Genomic DNA, 21,023 nt, shown 5'->3' with positions numbered 1-21,023 from the left:
AAAGCGGGTGCAAAAGTAGAAAATTTATTTTCAACTGGCAAGTAAATTTTGAAGTTTTTTTTTAGAAATTTTCATTTCCTTTTCTTCTCATTTCCCAACCAATCTATCAATGAACTTCCGTTGTTTTGCGGGGTACAAATGTAACATCTGTTTTCAAATCTCACAAGCTTTTCAGAATCTTTTTTAGAAAATAAATTTTCGTTTTGATTAGTAAGGCTTGTCAGTATTTCAGTGAACGTCTGTCGTTGTTGCGGGTGCAAAAGTAGGTAGTTTGTTTAGTAAAACAATACCTTTTTCAAAGTATTTTTAATCTTTTTCTTAAGTTACTGGTTTGGTGTTTTTTACAATCCGATTTCTTTTGAGTTTTCTCCAGATTAACTGGTTTATGCTGGTTTTACCGTAAAGGTGCTGGTTTTGCCACGAAGACGCTAAGACGCAAAGCCTGCTTTTCCTTGTGTTTTCTGGTTTAATCGGAATTCCGATTGCTATCTCTGGTAAAACGTTAAGTTCTCTTTATACTTATTGCAAATGTTCTTCTCATGAAAACTACTGCCCTAGCCCCGATAGTAGTGAAAATCCTTTTGTGTCGGGGTTCGGCACAAAAGATTGGAACGGATAGCGGGAAATAGCTCTGGATCTTTATTAAACCCGAAATTCTAAAAAAGCAGGCTTCGACTTTGCTCAGCCGGACATGGTCACTCTTTTATATGGCTCATAAAAATAAACCCGACAGGTTTTGGAAACCTGTCGGGCTGGATGATGGAAATCTTACCTTATATATAGGATAGAGAAAAGTGTCCTTATATAGTGTTTATACTATCGATTACTTCTTTTGTAATGTGGATGCTTTTGAGTTTAGCCTGATGATCGAAAATTGGGCCTGTTGCCATTAGCTCGTCTACTTTTGAGTAATTGATGAATTTTTTAAGATCTGTTATCAGTTGCTCTTTGTTTCCTGTGAATGTACACGCGGTCATTTGATTGACATGAAAACGTTCTTCTTCGCTCATGATATCATCCAGAGAATCTACAGGCGGTTGCAAGCCTTTACGATCACCTCGAATTAAGTTTAGAAACATTTGGTACAAACTTGTAGATAATCTTTCGGCTTCTTCATTTGTATCGGCTGCAATGATATTGACGCAAGCCATTGTTTTTGGTTTATCTAAAACATCTGAAGGCTGGAAATTTTCGCGGTAAAACTCAAAAGCCTGAATCATTTGGCGTGGTGCAAAATGCCCGGCGAAAGCATACGGTAATCCATAAGCAGCGGCTAGGGCAGCACTTTCTGTACTTGAGCCCAGAATCCAGATTGGAACATTTGTACCTTCGGCGGGAAAAGCTCTCACTTTTGCAGTTGCATTTTCGGCAGAAAAGTAATCCTGAAGTTTCGTTACGTTTTGAGGAAAGCGTTGTGCCTGTTCAAAAAAGTCTTTTCTAATGGCTTCGGCCGTTGGCTGATCTGTTCCCGGCGCTCTTCCTAAACCTAAATCAATTCGGTTTGGATAAAGTGTTTCCAGGGTTCCGAATTGTTCAGCTACTACTAAAGGAGAGTGATTCGGCAGCATGATTCCGCCTGAACCTACACGAATGCTTTGAGTCTGACTGGCGATATAACCAATCAAAACTACCGTTGCTGAACTGGCAACGTGTGCCATATTGTGATGTTCTGCCAACCAAAAACGTTTATAACCTAAGTTATCTGCAAGTTGGGCTATTTCTTTTGTTTTTTGAAATGTTTCGCTTGCGTTGCTATCTTGTGTAATGATAGCTAATTCTAATATTGAGATTGAAATTGAGTCTTTCATATATAATGTAGCTTTTATACAAAATTAATTCATTTACTACAAAGCTTAAATTTTTTCATGTTAATAGAATTATAAATTTATCAGTGTTAAATTTTTTAATGCTGTTATATGTAATTGAAATATCGCCATTTGATAGCTTAAAATTTAATTTTATAATAGAAGCCACAACTTTACGATCTTAAAATTATTTTTTCGCAAGAATTTCCTATCGATCAAAAAGTTGAATGATTTAAAACCTAAATTTGTATCTCAAAAATCAATTTCTATCCTAGACTTTTCCTCAAATGACACATAAAATTTTAATTATAGACGACGAAGAAAAACTCAGAAGTCTGTTGGCACGCATTATTAAATCAGAAGGATTTGAAGTTATTGAAGCTAAAGCTTTAAAATCCGGTTTTAAGAAACTCGAGCAAACTGATATTGATGTTGTTTTATGTGATGTAAAATTACCTGACGGAAATGGGGTTGATTTTCTGCAAAACATAAAAGGGAGCTTTCCTTTGATTGAAGTTATTTTATTAACGGCTTTTGGAAATATTCCTGATGGTGTTCAGGCGATGAAAAACGGCGCTTTTGATTATATCGTAAAAGGGGATGATAACGACAAAATTATTCCACTTTTATACAAAGCTGTTGAAAAAGTCCATTTGCAGAAAAAGGTGAAGCAACTCGAGAAACGTATTGGAGATAAATATTCTTTTAATACCATTATAGGAAAATCAAAAGGAATTGAACAAGTTATTGACCTTGCAAAAAAAGTTGCCAAGACTGATTCGACCGTTTTGCTTGCCGGCGAAACCGGAACCGGAAAAGAAGTTTTTGCGCAAGCGATTCATGAAAACAGTAATCGCGTTGGGAAATCTTTCGTGGCGCTAAACTGTAGTACTTTCAGTAAGGAAATTCTGGAGAGTGAACTTTTTGGTCATAAACAAGGTGCTTTTACCGGAGCTTTGAAAGACAAGAAAGGGTTTATTGAAGAGGCTAATGGCGGAACTTTATTCCTGGACGAAATTGGAGAAATGCCAATTGAACTGCAAGCCAAACTATTACGCGTTTTAGAAACCAGCGAATATATCCCAATTGGTGATACAACTCCCAAAAAATCAAATTTCAGGTTAATTGCTGCTACTAACAGAGATTTGAAAACAGAAAGTGAGGAACACCGTTTTCGTTCTGACTTGTATTTTCGTTTGAATATTTTTGAGATTACTCTTCCGCCTTTGCGCGAAAGAATAAAAGATATCGCACCTCTGACCCACTCGTTTGTCAAACAATTTTCTGAGAAGACTAATAAAAAGACTTTAGATATTGCTGACGATTTTCTTCAGAAACTAGAAAATTATTCCTGGCCGGGAAATATTCGTGAACTTAAAAATGTTATCGAAAGATCTGTAATTTTAAGCAGCGGTAGTATTTTAACCTCGGATGTTTTACCTTACGAAATGCAGCATCAGCCAGAAAAAGCCACCAAATCAATGTCGGCTTTCTCTATGCAAAGCATTGAGAAGTTGCATATCCAGAAGGTTTTGAATTACACTAAAGGCAATAAAGCGGAAACTGCCCGATTACTGGAAATTGGAATTGCAACTTTGTATCGAAAACTAGAAGAATATAGTATACAATAGACAGAGTAAAAATTCCAAAAATTAAATTCCAAATTCCAATAGCAATGGTAATGGCAAATTTCAACTTTAAATTTCTATAAAAGCTCCAGTGGAACGATGTCTTAATTTTTCTTTTGAAACCAAAGTATGTCATCCGCCGCGGCGGGTTATATGAACGTAATCTATATTTTTCTATAAATATTGCATCCGTCTGGGATTTAAATTCTAAGTTTCAATCACCAGTAATGACATTTTTAATTCCTGATTTTTAATAAAACAAACCTATCATTTTAATAAAAGCTTATCATTTTGATAGGCTTTTTTTATGGCCACTTTTTGGCACAAAACCTCAACGCCTTTATGGGCAATACTTTATCTATTACTACCATTTTTCGGTCTGACTTTTGGCATAAGTGGGAAGAACACAAAATTCATTCTCATGAAAAATCAAGTCACCTCAATCTACAAACAAGCAGAACGTTTTGCAGAGATCACCAAAAAATCTATTATTTCGGGTAATATCGTACGGGCAAAAAAATGCCTAGCTCTTGCTGAACGTCTATTTATTACCGGAAGTATCGAAACTAAAAATGCTATTTCTAATGTGTATGTTTTCTCTGTTTCTTCTTTTATGGAAGTACGTCATTGCAACATTTCACACCTTTTTCCTCAAACGCTTAAAGCAGAATATATCAAACAAATTAATACTTCGGGCGTGTAAAATGTTTAATCGGTTAACTGGTTAATCGCAAAAGCCCTAAATCTATAATCTACATTCTAAAATCTAAAATCATCTAATATGTTAATCACTTTTCTTTTACTCGCATTGGCTGTTTTGCTTTTTGCTATTTGTTTTAAATCAGTTGAATTTTTTGAAAAAATCTAAATCATGACTGCACTATTTATTATTGCCCTCGCCGTTTTTGGCTATTTGGTTTATGTATTAATCAAACCCGAAAAATTTTAATGATGTAAAGTTGAATGTTAAGAGTTAGAAGTCAGCTGATGTTTCAACTTTCATCTACATCTTTCATTTTACAAATTACATCTCACAACAAAAATAATCTCAAAATTATGAACACAGAATTACTTGGCGTCATTAGTATTTTTATCATTTCGATAGTTTTAGCCATTCCGATAGGGAAATATATTGCTAAAGTTTATTTGGGTGATAAAACATTTCTTGACCCGATTTTCAATCCAATTGAAAAACTTATTTTTAAAATCAGTGGAATCAATTCTACTGAAGAAATGAACTGGAAGCAACACTTAAAAACACTTTTAAGTATTAATATGGTTTGGTTCTTTCTTTGCTTTTTTATCTTATTGTTTCAGGGATCGTTATTCTTAAATCCTGATAACAACCCATCGATGAGCCCGGATTTGGCCTTTAATACGGCTATCTCTTTTATAGTGAATTGTAATTTACAGCATTATTCAGGTGAAAGCGGTGTCTCTTATTTATCTCAAATATTCCTGATGTTCCTGCAATTTGTTTCTGCTGGTGTGGGAATGGCTGCTGCAGCAATGGTTTTTACAGCAATGAAGGAAAGAACTACTGATAAATTGGGTAACTTTTATAATTATTTTATTAAAAGCTGTACCCGTATTTTATTACCACTTTCAGCTATTGTAGCTACTGCCTTGGTATTTAGCGGTTCACCAATGACTTTTGAAGGTAAAGATGCTATTACTACTTTACAAGGTGATCATGTTGAAGTTTCCCGCGGACCAGCTGCTGCATTTATTGCCATCAAACATATAGGAACAAATGGTGGTGGTTTCTTTGGTGCCAACTCGGCACATCCATTAGAAAATCCTACTTACTTTACGAATGCTGTCGAATTATGGGCACAATTAATTATCCCGTTTGCGATGATTTTTGCCTTAGGTTTTTATCTAAAGAAAAGAAAATTCTCCTATGTAATTTTCGGAGTTATGACCCTTGGATTCTCATTACTGGTTGTGCCAACTGTTATGAGCGAAATTAACGGGAATCCTGCAATCGAAAGAATGGGAATTGCACAGGCAACGGGAGCGATGGAAGGAAAAGAGGTTCGGTTTGGACCTGCTATTTCAGGATTCTGGAGCATTGCTACAACGGTAATTTCTACAGGTTCTGTAAATAGTATGCACGATAGTTCAATGCCGGTTTCCGGTGCTATGGAATTGCTTGCCATGATGGTTAATGCTTTTTATGGCGGTTGTGGTGTCGGGATTCTGAACTTCTACATTTTTATCATTCTGGCTGTATTTATTTCCGGATTAATGGTGGGTCGAACTCCTGAGTTTTTAGGAAAGAAAATCGAAGCGCGGGAAGTTAAAATTGCTGCTTTTATTGCAATTCTTCACCCTTTATTAATCTTATCCGGGACAGCTTTGGCTTCTTATTTTGCTGCGCATGATACCGCAATGGGATATTGGTTTAACGGGAACGCAACGGGTTGGCTGAACAATCCCGGACATCACGGATTCTCTGAAATGTTATATGAATATACTTCTAGTGCTGCCAATAACGGTTCTGGTTTTGAAGGTTTAGGAGATAACAATCCGTTCTGGAATATCACTACAGGAATTGTGTTGTTGTTAAGTCGTTTCATTCCTATCATTGGCCCATTGGCTATTGCAGGATTATTGGCTAATAAAAAATATATCCCTGAAAGTGCGGGAACTTTAAAAACTGACACTTCAATTTTTGGGGTAATGGTTTTTGCAGTAATCGCAATTATTGCTGCCTTATCCTTCTTCCCAGCGTTGGCTTTAGGTCCATTAGCGGAATACTTTACTTTAAAATAATGCTCAACAAACATAGGCCGTGGTTTCAACCACGGGGACAAAATTATGATATACATTGCTCTCCAACGGTTGAAACCGTTGGCTATGTTTTATCCTCTAATTGTTTTCAACGCATAACATTTAACAAATAACATTTAACTTTTTACAAGAAAATGACAACTAATAAATCCAATTCATTGTTTGAAAGTAAGCAAGTAAAAGAAGCCCTAGTGCAATCTTTTGTGAAGCTGAATCCAAAAATGATGATCAAAAATCCGGTAATGTTTACCGTAGAAATAGGAACTGCCATTATGTTCGCCGTTTGTATTTCCATTTTAATGGGAGCAACAGATCAGGGTAGTTTTGTCTATAATTTAATTGTGTTTTTAATTTTATTAGCAACGCTTTTGTTTGCCAATTTTGCAGAGGCTATTGCCGAAGCCAGAGGAAAAGCACAAGCGGATAGTTTAAGAAAAACACGGGAAGAAACTCCTGCAAGACAAATTTTGCCAAACGGAGATATCAAAAACATCAGTTCATCAGAATTGAAAAAAGGAGATATTTTCGTTTGTGAATCAGGTGATCTAATTGCAACAGATGGTGAAATTATCGAAGGTTTAGCTACTATCGACGAAAGCGCCATTACGGGAGAAAGTGCTCCTGTAATTCGGGAAGCCGGTGGTGATAAATCATCTGTAACCGGAGGAACAAAAGTACTGTCTGATAAAATTAAAGTGATTGTAACCTCTGAACCTGGCGAAAGCTTTCTGGATAAAATGATTGCTTTGGTTGAAGGTGCTAGCCGTCAGAAAACACCAAACGAAATTGCCTTAACCATTTTATTAGCCGCATTTACTTTAATATTCGTGATTGTGTGCGTTACGCTAAAACCGTTTGCCGACTATGCAAATGCACCCATCACGATTGCGGCTTTTATTTCTTTGTTTGTATGTTTGATTCCAACTACAATTGGAGGTTTACTTTCTGCTATTGGTATTGCGGGTATGGACAGAGCGTTGCGTGCCAATGTAATTACAAAATCCGGAAAAGCAGTTGAAACTGCCGGAGATATTGATGTATTGCTTTTGGATAAAACCGGAACAATCACGATTGGTAACAGAAAAGCAACGAATTTTTATCCTGCAAAAGGCGTATCTGAAGAAGATTTTATAAAATCTGCTGTGTTAAGTTCACTAGCAGATGACACTCCGGAAGGGAAAAGTATCGTGGAATTGGCAGGAGCCGAAACTGCCAATAAATTATCTATTGAAGGTGCTACTTTAATTAAATTTACCGCTGAAACGAGAACTTCCGGAGTTATTTTAAAAGACGGAACCAATATTAGAAAAGGAGCTCAGGATGCTGCAAAAAACATTTCGCTTCAGGCTGGAAATACTTTCCCTGAAGATACTGCTCAAAAAGTAATTGATATTTCGTCTAAAGGAGGAACTCCATTAGTGGTGGTTAAAAACAATCAGGTACAAGGTGTTATCGAATTACAGGATATCATCAAAACCGGAATGAAAGAACGTTTTGACCGTTTGAGAAAAATGGGGGTTAAAACGGTAATGGTTACGGGAGATAATCCACTAACGGCGAAATTTATTGCTGAAGCTGCCGGTGTTGATGATTTTATTGCCGAGGCGAAACCTGAGGATAAAATGAACTATATCAAAAACGAGCAAAACCTGGGTAAACTGGTTGCCATGATGGGTGACGGAACGAATGATGCTCCTGCCCTAGCACAAGCTAATGTGGGTGTTGCGATGAACAGCGGAACTCAGGCCGCAAAAGAAGCCGGAAACATGGTCGATCTTGACAATGACCCAACAAAACTTATTGAGATTATCGAAATTGGAAAACAGCTTTTAATGACTCGTGGAACTTTAACTACTTTTTCTATTGCAAATGACGTTGCGAAATATTTTGCTATTGTTCCTGCTCTTTTTATTACTGCGATTCCTGCGCTTGAAGGTTTGAATATCATGCATTTGCACAGTCCGGAAAGTGCGATTTTATCAGCAGTGATTTTTAATGCGATCATCATTCCAATATTGATTCCATTAGCGTTGAGAGGTGTTGATTATAAACCAATCGGAGCAAGTGCTATCTTAAAAAGAAACTTATTGATATATGGTTTAGGCGGATTGATCATTCCTTTTATCGGTATTAAATTAATTGATTTGGCTGTAGCGCTTTTTATGTAGCTACTAAGGCGCTGATTTGCTAAGTTTCTAAGTTTTTTTCTTAGTGTCTTAGAAACTTACCGCTCAGAATCTTCAAAAAAAATATTAGAAACTTAGAGACTTAGTCCCTTAGAAACTCAAAAAAAATGAAAAATATATTTTCAATATTAAAATTCACCCTTCTTATGGTGGTTCTGTTGGCCATTATTTATCCCTTAGCCATTTATGGAATTGCACAATTTGCTCCGAATCAGGGAAAAGGAGAAACTATTTCGGTTAACGGAAAAGTGGTTGGGTACCAAAAAATTGGTCAGAAATTCGATAAATCCAATTATTTCTGGGGACGCCCTTCGGCTGTAGATTATAATGCTGCCGGAAGTGGTGGTAGTAACAAAGGACCAAGCAATGCTGAATATCTGGCTGTGGTTCAAAAAAGAATTGATACTTTTCTGATTGTTCATCCTTATTTAAGAAAATCAGAGATTCCTGCTGATATGGTTACGGCTTCGGGAAGTGGTTTAGATCCTAATATTTCTCCTCAAGGTGCTTTGGTTCAGATAAAACGTGTTGCCAAAGAAAGAAATTTATCCGAAGATAAAGTGAAAGCCTTAGTTGAATCTAAAATTAATACTCCAAAAGTTATGGGAACTCCAACAGTTAATGTGTTGGAATTGAATGTGGCTTTGGATGAGCTTTCTAAGAAAGGTTCTTAGGTTCTGAGTCGCTAAGATTCTAAGGTTTTTATCCTGACAGGTTTTCAAAACCTGTTAGGTATGACAAAGTGATGCGTTCATCAATTCTGAGTTTTCTCCTGCAAGGTTTTCAAAACCTTACAGGTATGAAAAATCAGCATCAACCATTATTCATAGAGTACCACAAACTTCGTCATCCCGAGGAACGAGGGATCTCGACTAGAAACTCGACAAAAATGGCAACGTAGTTTATGGATTATCCTAACAGGTTTTTAAAACCTGTTAGGTATGACAAAGTGATGCGTTCATCAATTCTAAGGTTTTCTCCTGCAAGGTTTTCAAAACATTACAGATATGAAAATCAGCGTCAACCATTAATCATAGAATAACCACAAACTTCGTCATGCGGAGGAATGAAGATCTCCACTAGAAACTCGACAAAAATGGCGACGTACTTTATGGAGCTACTTGCAGAGATCCCTCGTTCCTCGGGATGACAAATCTGTGCGTTGATCTATTGGAACGCTAAAATTAAATACCTAACAGGTTTTAAAAACCTGTTAGGATACTAATCACCCTTTTTAGCCTCAAGTGCCCTAGCCCCGATAGTAGTGGAAATCCTTTTTCTTTTTTCTTTAAAAAGAAAAAGATTGAAACGGATAGCGGGATTAGCTCCAAAAAAACCTACTAATAAAATTAATTAAACGTGATAAGTTTAGAGAACTGTCGGGTTTGAATACCACATTAAAAAAATGAAAAAAATTATACTTACGGCTTTAATTGCCTTTGGTTTTACCAATTTACACGCTCAGGAAGAAACAAAAAGTCCATTTACGTTTTCAGGATATGTAGACGTTTATTATAGTTATGATTTCGGGAAACCAGACAATCATACTCGCCCGAGCTTTTTTTACAATTATAATAAAAGCAATGAATTGAATATCAATTTAGGTTTGGCAAAAGTGAACTATCAAAAAGATAATGTTCGTGGAAATTTTGCCCTAATGGCAGGAACTTATGCCGAATACAACATGGCAGCAGAACAAGGTTTATTGAAAAATATTTATGAGGCAAATGTGGGGGTGAAAATTTCGCAAAGTCATAATCTATGGATTGATGCGGGAATTATGCCGGCACACATAGGTTTCGAAAGTGCTATTGGGAAAGATTGCCCTACTTTGACTAGAAGTATTCTGGCTGAAAACTCACCTTATTATGAAACGGGAGTTAAAATTGGTTATACATCAGAATCTGGAAAATGGTATTTGGCCGGAATGTATTTGAATGGCTGGCAACGTATTGAAAAAGTAAAAGGCAATCAAACGCCTGCTTTTGGAACGCAGGTTACTTACAAACCAACGGACAGGGTGGTTTTGAACTGGAGTACTTATGTGGGAAATGAACAACCGGATATTGACAAAAAATGGCGCTACTTTAATAACTTTTACGGACAATTTAAAGTAACGGATAAAACAAATGTTACGGCTGGTTTTGATATTGGTTCTCAACAAGCGGCCAAAAACAGTACTAAATATGATACGTGGTTTTCGCCTGTTTTGATTTTGCAATACAAACCAACGGATAAAATTCAGCTTGCAGCGCGTGGTGAATATTATAGTGATGAAAAAGGAGTTATTATCGCAACAGGAACTCCAAATGGTTTTAAAACTTACGGATTTTCAGCTAACTTTGATTACTTAGTTACTGATAATGTAATGTTTAGATTAGAAGCAAGAAATCTTTCAAGTAAAGATGAGATATTTACAAAAGACAATCTTCCAACGGATACAAATATGTTTGTAACGACTTCGTTGGCGATTAGTTTCTAGTATTATCAGCCACAGATTTCACAGATTAAACGGATTTTTTTCGCCACGAATTACACAAATTTTCACTAATTTTTTATTTAAATATAATTCGCGGAAATTTGTGTAATTCGTGGCAAATAAATCTACACAAAGCCATTTAAAAATCCTTTTAATCTGTGAAATCTGTGGCTAAAAAAAATTAAAAAACTTTATGTCTTAGCGTCTTCGCGGCGAATACTATGGAAAAGGAAAAAGAAAATAACGCACAGCACTTTCTCGATTTAATTCAGAAATCACGAAAAGGAAAGTTTAAGGTCTACATTGGCATGAGTGCCGGTGTGGGTAAAACGTATCGGATGCTGCAGGAAGCACATTCGTTATTGAAGAACGGAATTGATGTGAAAATTGGTTACATCGAAACGCATATGCGAAAGGAAACGCATGAGCTTTTATCTGGTTTGCCTGTGATTCCACGGCGAACCATTTTCTATAAAGGGAAAGAGCTCGAGGAACTCGATGTGCAGGCGATTATCAATCTAAGACCTGAAGTCGTAATTGTCGATGAATTGGCACATACGAATGTTGAAGGAAGCAAAAACGAAAAACGCTGGCAGGATGTTCTTGAAATTCTGGAAGCAGGAATCAATGTGATTTCGGCAGTAAATATTCAGCATATCGAGAGTTTAAATGAAGATGTAAAACGGATTACGGGAATTGATGTTCAGGAACGCATTCCGGATAATGTTTTGCGATTGGCAGACGAAGTGGTGAATATCGATTTGACGGCTGAAGATTTGATCGCACGTTTGAAAGAAGGAAAAATTTATACGGCTGATAAAATTCAGACAGCTTTGACAAATTTCTTTAAATCAGATCAGATTTTGCAATTGCGTGAATTGGCTCTGAAAGAAGTAGCCAGTCAGGTGGTTCGAAAAGTCGAAAGCGAAGTGCCTAATCTACATGCTTTACGACATGAAAAACTTCTGGCTTGCATTAGCAGTAATGATAAAACAGCTAAAATTGTAATTAGAAAAGCGGCACGTTTGGCAAGTTATTACAACGGATCGTGGTATGTTTTATATGTAGAAACACCTAAAGAAAGCAGCATTAAAATTGCATTAGACAAACAACGTCATTTAATCAATAATTTTAAATTGGCGGTGCAATTAGGTGCCGAAGTTATTAAATTAGAAAATAAAAATATTGCAGAAGCGATTTTGATTGCGGTTGAAGAAAAACATATTACAACTGTTTGCATCGGGAAACCACATTTGAATTTATTTAAAGTAATTTTGTCTACAACGATTTTCAGACGATTATTGAATAGTCTGTCTTTATCGAATGTAGACCTTGTTATTTTATCGTAAATTTTTTTACCATTAAGAGATTAAGAAAGATTAAGCTTTGACTTTATGCAACTTAATAACTTAATGGTTCATATATAAAAAACTTGTTTTTAAATAAACGTCATGAGAATTAAAACTAAATTGAATCTGGGAGTTGGATTGTTATTTTTAATGATTATCATACTTTCATTAGTGAGTGGATATTCTGTTTTTTTGATAAAAGCAGACACGGAAAATATTCTGAAAGCGAATTATAATACGCTTGAATATTCGAGAAATATGATTTTGTCTTTGGATGAAACTAAAATGACTACAGATAAGAAGCTACATACTTTTAGAGAATATCTTGCAAAACAGACTCAAAATGTTACTGAACCCGGAGAAAAAGAAGCAACAGCTAATCTAGAGAAAAGCTTTGCTCTTTTAGAAAAAAACAGTTCTAACGAGGCTCTAAAAACACAAATCAGACAAGATATTTTTGCGATTATGAAACTCAATCTCGATGCCATAAAGCAAAAAAGTGATATCGCCAAACATACTGCAGAAACTGCCAATTTATGGATTGCCATTGTGGGAACTTTGTGTTTTTTAATTGCCTTTAATTTACTGATAAATCTACCTAATAATATCGCCAACCCAATTAAGGAATTGACTCAGAGTATTAAAGAAATTGCAAATAAAAATTATTCGGAACGTGTGCATTTCACCAATCACAACGAGTATGGAGATCTGGCAAAATCGTTTAATACAATGGCACAAAAACTCCAGGAATACAACAATAGTAATTTGTACAAATTATTCTTTGAGAAAAAACGACTCGAAACGCTTATTAACAATATGCACGATCCTATCATTGGGCTGGATAATGAAGGTACTATTTTGTTTGCAAATGATGAAGCGCTAAAAATTATCGGAATGAAATCTGAAGATGTTATTGGCCATTCAGCTTCGACATTGGCTTTATCGAATGACTTGATTCGTTCTTTGATTTTGAAAGAATTAGCAACTGATTCTCAGAAAAAACAACCAATGAAAATTTTCGCCCATGGAAAAGAAAGTTATTTTGATAAAGAAACCATCAACATCACAATAACGCCAACCGGAGAAGAAAAAGAAATCAATATTGGCGATGTTATAATTCTGCGAAATATTACCTTATTTAAAGAACTTGATTTTGCAAAAACGAATTTTATTGCAACGGTTTCACACGAATTAAAAACGCCAATTGCGTCTATAAAACTGAGTTTACAATTGCTTGAAAATGCAAAAACAGGTGATATGAACGACGATCAGAAACAATTGGTCGAAAGCATTAAAGATGACAGTCAAAGATTATTGAAAATAACTGGCGAATTACTAAATCTATCGCAATTAGAAACAGGAAATATTCAGCTGAATATCGAAAAAAGTAATCCGTATGCAATTGTAAATTATGCTACCGAAGCCGTAAAAGTTCAGGCAGATCAAAAACAAATTAAACTGATTATTGATGCCGATGAAAATCTGCAAGATGTGAAAGCTGACAGTGAAAAAACGGGCTGGGTTTTGATTAATTATCTTTCAAACGCAATTACCTATTCATCTGAAAAAAGTACAATTATTATCAAATTAAAAAATGAAAATAATCAGATTGTATTTCAGGTGATCGATACCGGAAAAGGAATCGAAACAAGATTTAAAGACAAGATTTTTGATAAATATTTTAAGATACCCGGTAGTCAGAAATCAGGAACCGGATTGGGATTGGCCATCAGCAAAGAATTTATAGAGGCTCAAAATGGTACCGTTGGCGTTGAAAGCAATTTAGGTTTAGGAAGTACTTTTTGGTTTTCGTTGAAGGTTTAGTTTTTTTCTGTAAAACTTTGCAAGGTGTAGTCCCTACGGGACATTTTTACTGATCGCTGTTTTTTTCTACCAATATTTAACTCCTAACGGAGTATATCTCGGAGAGATTTATATTTGGTACAAAATATTTCGTTGTTTTTTCTACCAATATTTAACTCCTAACTAAGTATATCTCGGAGAGATTTATATTTGGTACAAAATATTTTGTTGTTTTTTCTACCAACATTTAACTCCTAACTAAGTATATCTCGGAGAGATTTATATTTGGTACAAAATATTTTGTTGTTTTTTCTACCAACATTTAACTCCTAACTAAGTATATCTCGTAGAGATTTATATTTGGTACAAAATATTTCGTTGTTTTTTCTACCAATATTTAACTCCTAACTAAGTATATCTCGGAGAGATTTATATTTGGTACAAAATACTTCGTTGTTTTTTCTACCAACATTTAACTCCTAACTAAGTATATCTCGGAGAGATTATATGTTGGTAGAAAAAATCACCAACCATATATTTGTTCCGTAGGAACTACACCTTTTCAATTGAACATGTTTGCTTTGATATTGTCATTGATATTGAACATTTCACCTCCCAATATTTAGCCAATCTTAATCAAACTATCTCATTTAAAACCAAGAAATTAATATTCGCTTAAGGTTAGATTAAGTCCAAAATAGTTAGATCATACATTCGTTATTATTGCAACTTATAACAATAACGCAAGATGTTTTACAAAGCGATTTCTCTGGTATTTTTATTTGGTGTTTTGAATACAAATGCACAACAAAACGACTCCATAACAAAAATTGACAGTACGTCACATCAATTAAAATTCAATTACAAACAATTGATTATTCCCGGTGTATTGATTGGATACGGTGTTATTGGTATTGCAAACGATCAGCTCTTAAGTTTCAATCACCAAATCAAAAATGAAGTTACCGAAGATATTGATAACAAAATCACTATTGATGATTTCTCTCAATATGCGCCTGCAGCTTCTGTTTATGCTTTGAACGCTTTTGGTGTAAAAGGCAAAAACAATATGCGCGATCGCTCTGTCATTTTTGTGACTTCGTATGTTATCATGGCTTCGACAGTTTTAGGATTAAAATCGATTGTTCATGAAGAACGTCCGGACGGAAGCTCGAATAATTCTTTCCCTTCAGGTCATACTGCAACTGCTTTTGCCGGAGCTGAGTTTTTATGGCAGGAATACAAAGACAAATCAATTTGGTATGGAATCGCGGGTTATGCCGTAGCAACCGGAACGGGATTATTTAGAATTTACAACAACCGCCATTGGTTAACAGATGTTGCCGCCGGAGCCGGAATCGGGATTTTGAGTACTAAATTGGCGTATTGGATGAATCCGTATATTACCAGAAAATTATTCAAATCATCCTCTGAAAATAAATCAACTTCTATGGTAATGCCTTTTTATAATGGACAACAATATGGATTGGGTTTTGTGAAGGTTTTTTAGAATTTTTTGCCACAAAGGAGCTAAGGCACAAAGTTTATTTAAAGCTACTCCCGATAGCTATCGAGCAATGTCATTAAGTTAAGCTTTTAAAAAATAAAATCATTGCAGATCAAATCCGTTTTTATCCGCGTTTTTACGAAGTAAATCTGTTTTATCCGCGTCAAAATTAGACGCTGATTTTACTGATTCGCTAAAGCGAAAACGCTGATAAAAACAGATTTTTCTAATTACTTTCTTGATTAAACGGTTAAGTAATTTTACAGATTTCTCCTTAACTTAATGACATTGAGCTATCGGGAGTGGCAAAAAACTTTTCTATGTATTCGACGTATTATTCTTAATCTCCATCACTTCCCTTTTCACCTCCAAAAGTAAATCTTTCATACTTTGAGATTCTGTTTGTTCATGACGTTTATCACTACGGCCAATGTTGCATTCGTATTCCCAGATTTCTAAAATATCTGAGGCTTTTACTTCATAATTCGGGTAAAAACGATTGTCTGATTCCAAAACCAAAGCATTCTTTTTGTTTTTATTGAGACGTTTGTAGACCATTCCCTCATTTTTGGTAATCAGGATATACGTCCTGCCATCCATTACTTCTCCTAACCTTTCTACATAACGGCCAATGATAATCGATCCGTCTTCGTGTGGCGGCATCGAATCTCCTTCTACAGGAAATCCTCGATGTTTTCCCGGTCCTAAAAACGGAAGGGAAACCTGCTGCAGACTCTCTATATATTCCGGATCTGCATATCCGTTTAGATAACCCGCTTTTGCTTTTTGGGATACAATTTCGATATAATTCTCGCCAAAACTATCTACTTGTATGGGCAAAATAAGTCGGTTGCCTTCTAATTTTATCAGGTTTTCTATATTGATTTTACGTATATCCACAGACAGTAGTAAATCAATACTCATATGAAAATATAAAGCAATCTGCTTTAAGATATCATATGGTGCTTCGGAGGTTCCATCTTCGTACTTAACGTATCTTCCTCGGGTAATTCTAAGGTTTTCAGCTAATTTCTCCTGAGATATTTTATGCTTAACCCTCAATGCTCTGATGTTATCTGAAAATAAGGACATAATTAATTTGTTATAATTTGGAACAACAAATATACAAAAAAATGTTATCATCTGTACTAATTTTGTTTCATACAAAAACAAGGAGATGACAAGGGCAATTGTACACATGGATTTGGATACTTTTTTTGTATCCTGCGAAAGACTAACCAACTCAGAATTAAGAGGTATTCCGCTTATCATTGGTGGTGGTGATCGTGGTGTTGTCGCTTCTTGTTCATACGAAGCACGTTATTTTGGAGTACGTTCTGCAATGCCTATTCATATGGCGATGAAACTTTGCCCGCAAGCCAAAATAATGAAAGGTGATATGGAATTATATTCTCGATTGTCACATGATGTTACGCAGGTTATTCAGGAAAAAGCACCGATAATGGAGAAAGCCAGTATCGATGAATTTTATCTCGATATTACCGGTATGGATAAATTTCATGGGAGTTATAAATGGACAGATGAATTGGCACAATCGGTTATTAAAGAAACCGGATTACCCATTAGTTTCTCCTTATCTGTTAATAAAACGGTTTCTAAAATTGCAACCGGCGAAGGCAAACCAAAAGGAAATCTGGAAATTCCGCAAGGAAATGTACAAGCCTTTTTAAATCCGTTATCGATCCAGAAAATCCCTATGGTTGGCAATGTCACTTTTCAGCTTTTATCACGAATTGGCGTTCGTAAAATTCAGACTTTATCTGAAATGCCTCCCGAAGTTTTACAGCAAATGATTGGTAAAAACGGTTTGGATATCTGGAAAAAAGCGAACGGAATTGACAACACGCCCGTGGAACCATATACCGAAAGAAAATCTATTTCTACAGAACATACTTTTTCTCAGGACACAATAGACATTATCATGCTAAAATCGATATTGGTTGGAATGGTCGAAAAATTAGCTTATCAACTTCGATCAGAACAATGGCTAACTTCAACCATCACGGTAAAAATACGTTATGCCAATTTTGATACTGAAACCAAACAATGCAAAATCGCTTATACATCAGCAGATCATATACTGACCAAAAATGTAATGGAGTTATTTGATAAAGTGTATCAGCGTCGTATGCGATTACGTTTGATTGGTATTCGCTTTAGCGGATTGGTTCGCGGAACATATCAAATTGATCTTTTTGAGGATACTCAGGAAATGTTATCGCTTTATGCAGCGATGGACAAAATGAAAAGCCGTTATGGTTTTGATGCTGTAATGCGTTGTGCCGGTGCTTCTTTTAAACCAAATACTAAAGATGAAATTTTAAAACGTATCAAATAAATCATGTATCTCAATTGTCATTCTTTTCATTCGCTTCGCTATGGCACGATTCCTCTTGATAAACTTATCGAGCAGGGCGTTTCTTACGGTGTAAAAGCTATGGCACTTACGGATATTAATACTGTAACCGGAATTTATGATTTTATAAGAGCCTGTGATAAAGTTGGAATTAAACCTCTTGTGGGAATGGAGTTTCGATGTAATCATCAATTTAGATATATTGGTCTGGCTAAAAACGCTGAAGGATTAGGGGAAATGAATCGCTTTTTAACGGAACATAATTTTAGTGGAGAACCTTTACCTGTAATTGCTCCGGAATTTGATTCGGTTTTTGTAATTTATACTTTAGAAAATGCTCCGAAAATACTTCGCGAAAATGAATTTATCGGAATGCGACCTGAGGAAATTTCCAAGCTTTTTACTTTAGAATTTAAAAATAGAATTTCCAAAATGGTAATTCTTCAATCTGTAACTTTTACAAACAAAAGAGAATTTAATCTGCATAAAATTCTACGAGCGATTGATACCAACATCATATTATCGAAGCTAACTGAATCTGATTACTGCAGAACTTCTGAAAAAATGTTGGTTTTAGAAGATCTTTTACCTTATTATGAAAGTTATCCTGAAATTATAGCGAACACGCAGCTAATAATAGATTCATGTCATTTCGAATATGATTTTAAATCTCCAAAGAATAAGAAATTTTACACTAAAAATCGTCAGACTGATATTGCAAAACTCACTCAATTGGCTGAGGAAGGTTTGATTTGGCGATATGGTAAAAACCATACTTTGGCAAAAGCCCGCATTGAAAAAGAGCTTAAAGTAATCGATGAATTAGAATTCAGCGGTTATTTTTTAATTACCTGGGATATCATTCAGTATAGCAACAGCCAGGGTTTTATGCACATTGGCCGGGGCAGCGGTGCTAATAGTATTATTGCCTATTGTTTAGGAATTACCGACATCTGTCCGCTGGAACTGGATTTATATTTTGAACGTTTTTTGAATTTAAACAGAAAAAGTCCACCTGATTTTGATATCGATTGGAGCTGGAAAGAACGCAATACTATTTTAGAATATATCTTTGGTAAATATGGTCGCAATCATGTGGCTTTTTGCGGCACGAATGTCGAATTCAAACACCGGTCAATTTTTAGGGAAGTCGGAAAAGTATTTGGTCTTCCAAAAGAAGAACTGGACATGCTGGCAAAAAATCCCATGGCATTACACGAAACAAATTCTATCGTAAAGTTGGTTCAGGAATACAGTATGATGATGAATAAATATCCTAATCAGCGTAGTATGCACGCTTGCGGAATCATTATTTCTGAAGAACCTCTTACCAATTATACACCTCTTGAAATGCCTCCAAAAGGTTTTCCTATCGTGCTTTTTGATATGCATATTGCCGAAGAAATTGGTTTTGAAAAATTTGATATTTTAAGTCAGCGTGGAATTGGTCATATTGATGACAGCGTAAAACTAATCGAGAAAAACCGAGGAATTAAAGTGAACATTCGGGATACTTCGATCTCTAAAGATGAAGCTGTATGCAATGTTTATCTGGCACAAGGCAAAACCATTGGTTGTTTCTATATCGAAAGTCCGGCCATGCGTGGATTATTGCGCCGGCTTAATTGCGATAATTATAAAATTCTGGTTGCTGCATCTTCTATTATTCGTCCCGGCGTGGCACAATCCGGAATGATGAAAGAGTATATTTTTCGTCATAATTTTCCGGATCAGTTTCAATATTTTCATGAAGTTTTTAAGGAACATCTTGGTGAAACCTATGGTATTATGGTCTATCAGGAAGATGTTATTAAAATTGCTCAACATTATGGCGGTCTTCCGGCTGCTGATGGCGATATTCTGCGTCGCGCCATGTCAGGAAAAGGACGTTCTCTCGAAGCACTTCAAAAAGTAAAAGATAATTTCTTTGCCAGTTGTGCCCAAAAAGGACATCCTGAAGGTCTGAGTCTGGAAATTTACCGCCAGATCGAATCTTTTGCAGGATATTCCTTTTGCAAAGCACACTCGGCTTCATATGCTGTAGAGAGCTATCAAAGTTTGTACTTAAAAGTTAATTATCCTGTAGAATTTATGACCGCGGTTATCAACAATCAGGGCGGCTTTTACAGAACCGAAGTGTATGTACACGAAGCACGTATGTCTGGTGCTACAATTCTTAATCCATGTGTCAATAAAAGCGAATATCAAACTACAGTTTACGGAACTGATATTTATCTCGGTTTTATGCATTTGCAGAGTCTAGAATCGAAAACGGCTCATTTAATTGAATCGGATCGGGAGAAAAACGGTGACTTTCTTTCTTTGGAGGATTTTATCAATCGTATTCCAATTGGGATTGAAAGCATAAAAATTTTGATTTTTATAGATGCTTTTCGCTTTACAGGAAAAACCAAAAATCAGCTTTTGGTTGTTGCCAGTTTACTTTTAAACAATTTCAAACCCGAAAACAGAAGTTTGATGCTTTTACAGGAACCTGTTAAAGAATATAAGCTCCCAACTCTAGAACGTTCTTTATATGAAGATGCTTTTGATGAAATTGAATTACTGAGTTTTCCTGTTTCTTGTACTGTTTTTGACCTTTTGCAAACCAAACATCGCGGCGATATTATGGCTAAAGATTTAGTGGTTCATCATAAAAAACAAGTTCGAATGCTGGCGTATCTAATCTCAAGAAAACAAGTTCCTACTAAAAAAGGAAACATGTATTTTGGGACTTGGATTGATCATGAAGGTACTTATTTTGACACGGCACATTTTCCTGATTGTCTGGCAAAATTTCCTTTTGAAGGTGGCGGTTGTTATCTTTTATTGGGAACTGTCGAAGTTGATTATCATTTTCCGACTATCACGATGACTAAAATGGCCAAAATGCCTTTTATTCCTGATCCTCGTTATATGGATGCTAAAGATCAATACAAAACACAACGAATGATCAAGGAAGACGTAAGTCCTACGCATCGGGAACCTTATCCGCAGGCACATGAAATTAATTTACCCAGACACCGAATGAAATTTCAAAAAACATAATTGAAAATTTGACAAGAATAAGAATCAGTTTTACGTTATATAAAT

General features: G+C 35.6%; 14 protein-coding genes. 12 read left to right on the top strand and 2 right to left on the bottom strand.

The features are described from left to right. Positions 1-800: 800 nt before the first annotated feature. Complete coding sequence (locus QLQ94_RS10480) at positions 801-1,808, bottom strand: LLM class flavin-dependent oxidoreductase (RefSeq protein WP_271337797.1); 1,008 nt, start codon at positions 1,806-1,808, stop codon at positions 801-803. A 284-nt stretch (positions 1,809-2,092) separates the two neighbouring features. On the opposite strand from QLQ94_RS10480, the gene QLQ94_RS10475 reads away from it, so the two are divergent. From QLQ94_RS10475 to QLQ94_RS10430, 10 genes are all read left to right on the top strand, one after another. After that, complete coding sequence (locus tag QLQ94_RS10475) at positions 2,093-3,436, top strand: sigma-54-dependent transcriptional regulator (protein ID WP_482499685.1); 1,344 nt, start codon at positions 2,093-2,095, stop codon at positions 3,434-3,436. A gap of 418 nt (positions 3,437-3,854) precedes the next feature. Then, positions 3,855-4,136 (top strand): DUF7674 family protein, encoded by a 282-nt coding sequence (locus QLQ94_RS10470; RefSeq protein ID WP_089352131.1) that lies wholly within the window; start codon positions 3,855-3,857, stop codon positions 4,134-4,136. A gap of 168 nt (positions 4,137-4,304) precedes the next feature. Further along, complete coding sequence (gene kdpF / locus QLQ94_RS10465; protein ID WP_016362011.1) at positions 4,305-4,382, top strand: K(+)-transporting ATPase subunit F; 78 nt, start codon at positions 4,305-4,307, stop codon at positions 4,380-4,382. Between the two features lie 107 nt (positions 4,383-4,489). Further along, entirely contained in the window at positions 4,490-6,211 is a 1,722-nt protein-coding gene (gene kdpA / locus QLQ94_RS10460; protein ID WP_482499683.1) for a potassium-transporting ATPase subunit KdpA, read from the top strand. Positions 6,212-6,363: 152 nt separating this feature from the next. Next, entirely contained in the window at positions 6,364-8,397 is a 2,034-nt protein-coding gene (gene kdpB / locus QLQ94_RS10455; RefSeq protein ID WP_427402901.1) for a potassium-transporting ATPase subunit KdpB, read from the top strand. Positions 8,398-8,522: 125 nt separating this feature from the next. Beyond that, positions 8,523-9,089, top strand: a complete 567-nt coding sequence (locus QLQ94_RS10450) for a K(+)-transporting ATPase subunit C (protein WP_427402900.1) — start codon at positions 8,523-8,525, stop codon at positions 9,087-9,089. Between the two features lie 731 nt (positions 9,090-9,820). After that, a complete protein-coding gene (locus QLQ94_RS10445) occupies positions 9,821-10,897 on the top strand; it encodes a porin (protein WP_482499680.1) in 1,077 nt (358 codons plus the stop codon). 218 nt (positions 10,898-11,115) lie between these two features. After that, on the top strand, positions 11,116-12,243 hold the full coding sequence (locus QLQ94_RS10440; protein WP_271337811.1) for a sensor protein KdpD: 1,128 nt from the start codon (positions 11,116-11,118) through the stop codon (positions 12,241-12,243). 102 nt (positions 12,244-12,345) lie between these two features. Then, positions 12,346-14,067: a sensor histidine kinase gene (locus tag QLQ94_RS10435; protein WP_271337813.1), complete on the top strand. Its 1,722-nt coding sequence runs from the start codon at positions 12,346-12,348 to the stop codon at positions 14,065-14,067. A gap of 727 nt (positions 14,068-14,794) precedes the next feature. Beyond that, positions 14,795-15,556: a phosphatase PAP2 family protein gene (locus QLQ94_RS10430; protein WP_271337815.1), complete on the top strand. Its 762-nt coding sequence runs from the start codon at positions 14,795-14,797 to the stop codon at positions 15,554-15,556. A gap of 315 nt (positions 15,557-15,871) precedes the next feature. On the opposite strand, the gene QLQ94_RS10425 is transcribed toward QLQ94_RS10430, so the two are convergent. Next, the gene (locus tag QLQ94_RS10425) at positions 15,872-16,645 is read right to left on the bottom strand and encodes an XRE family transcriptional regulator (RefSeq protein ID WP_072965029.1); all 774 of its coding nucleotides are present in this window, start codon (positions 16,643-16,645) and stop codon (positions 15,872-15,874) included. Between the two features lie 85 nt (positions 16,646-16,730). Here QLQ94_RS10425 and dinB point away from each other — a divergent pair, with 85 nt between their 5' ends. Next, entirely contained in the window at positions 16,731-17,912 is a 1,182-nt protein-coding gene (gene dinB / locus QLQ94_RS10420; protein WP_271337817.1) for a DNA polymerase IV, read from the top strand. A gap of 3 nt (positions 17,913-17,915) precedes the next feature. Next, positions 17,916-20,978 (top strand): DNA polymerase III subunit alpha, encoded by a 3,063-nt coding sequence (locus tag QLQ94_RS10415; protein ID WP_271337819.1) that lies wholly within the window; start codon positions 17,916-17,918, stop codon positions 20,976-20,978. The last annotated feature ends 45 nt before the right edge of the window (positions 20,979-21,023 follow it).

It is taken from the genome of Flavobacterium sp. B114r, from assembly GCF_056824125.1.
This window is presented reverse-complemented; position numbering and strand designations above follow the sequence as displayed.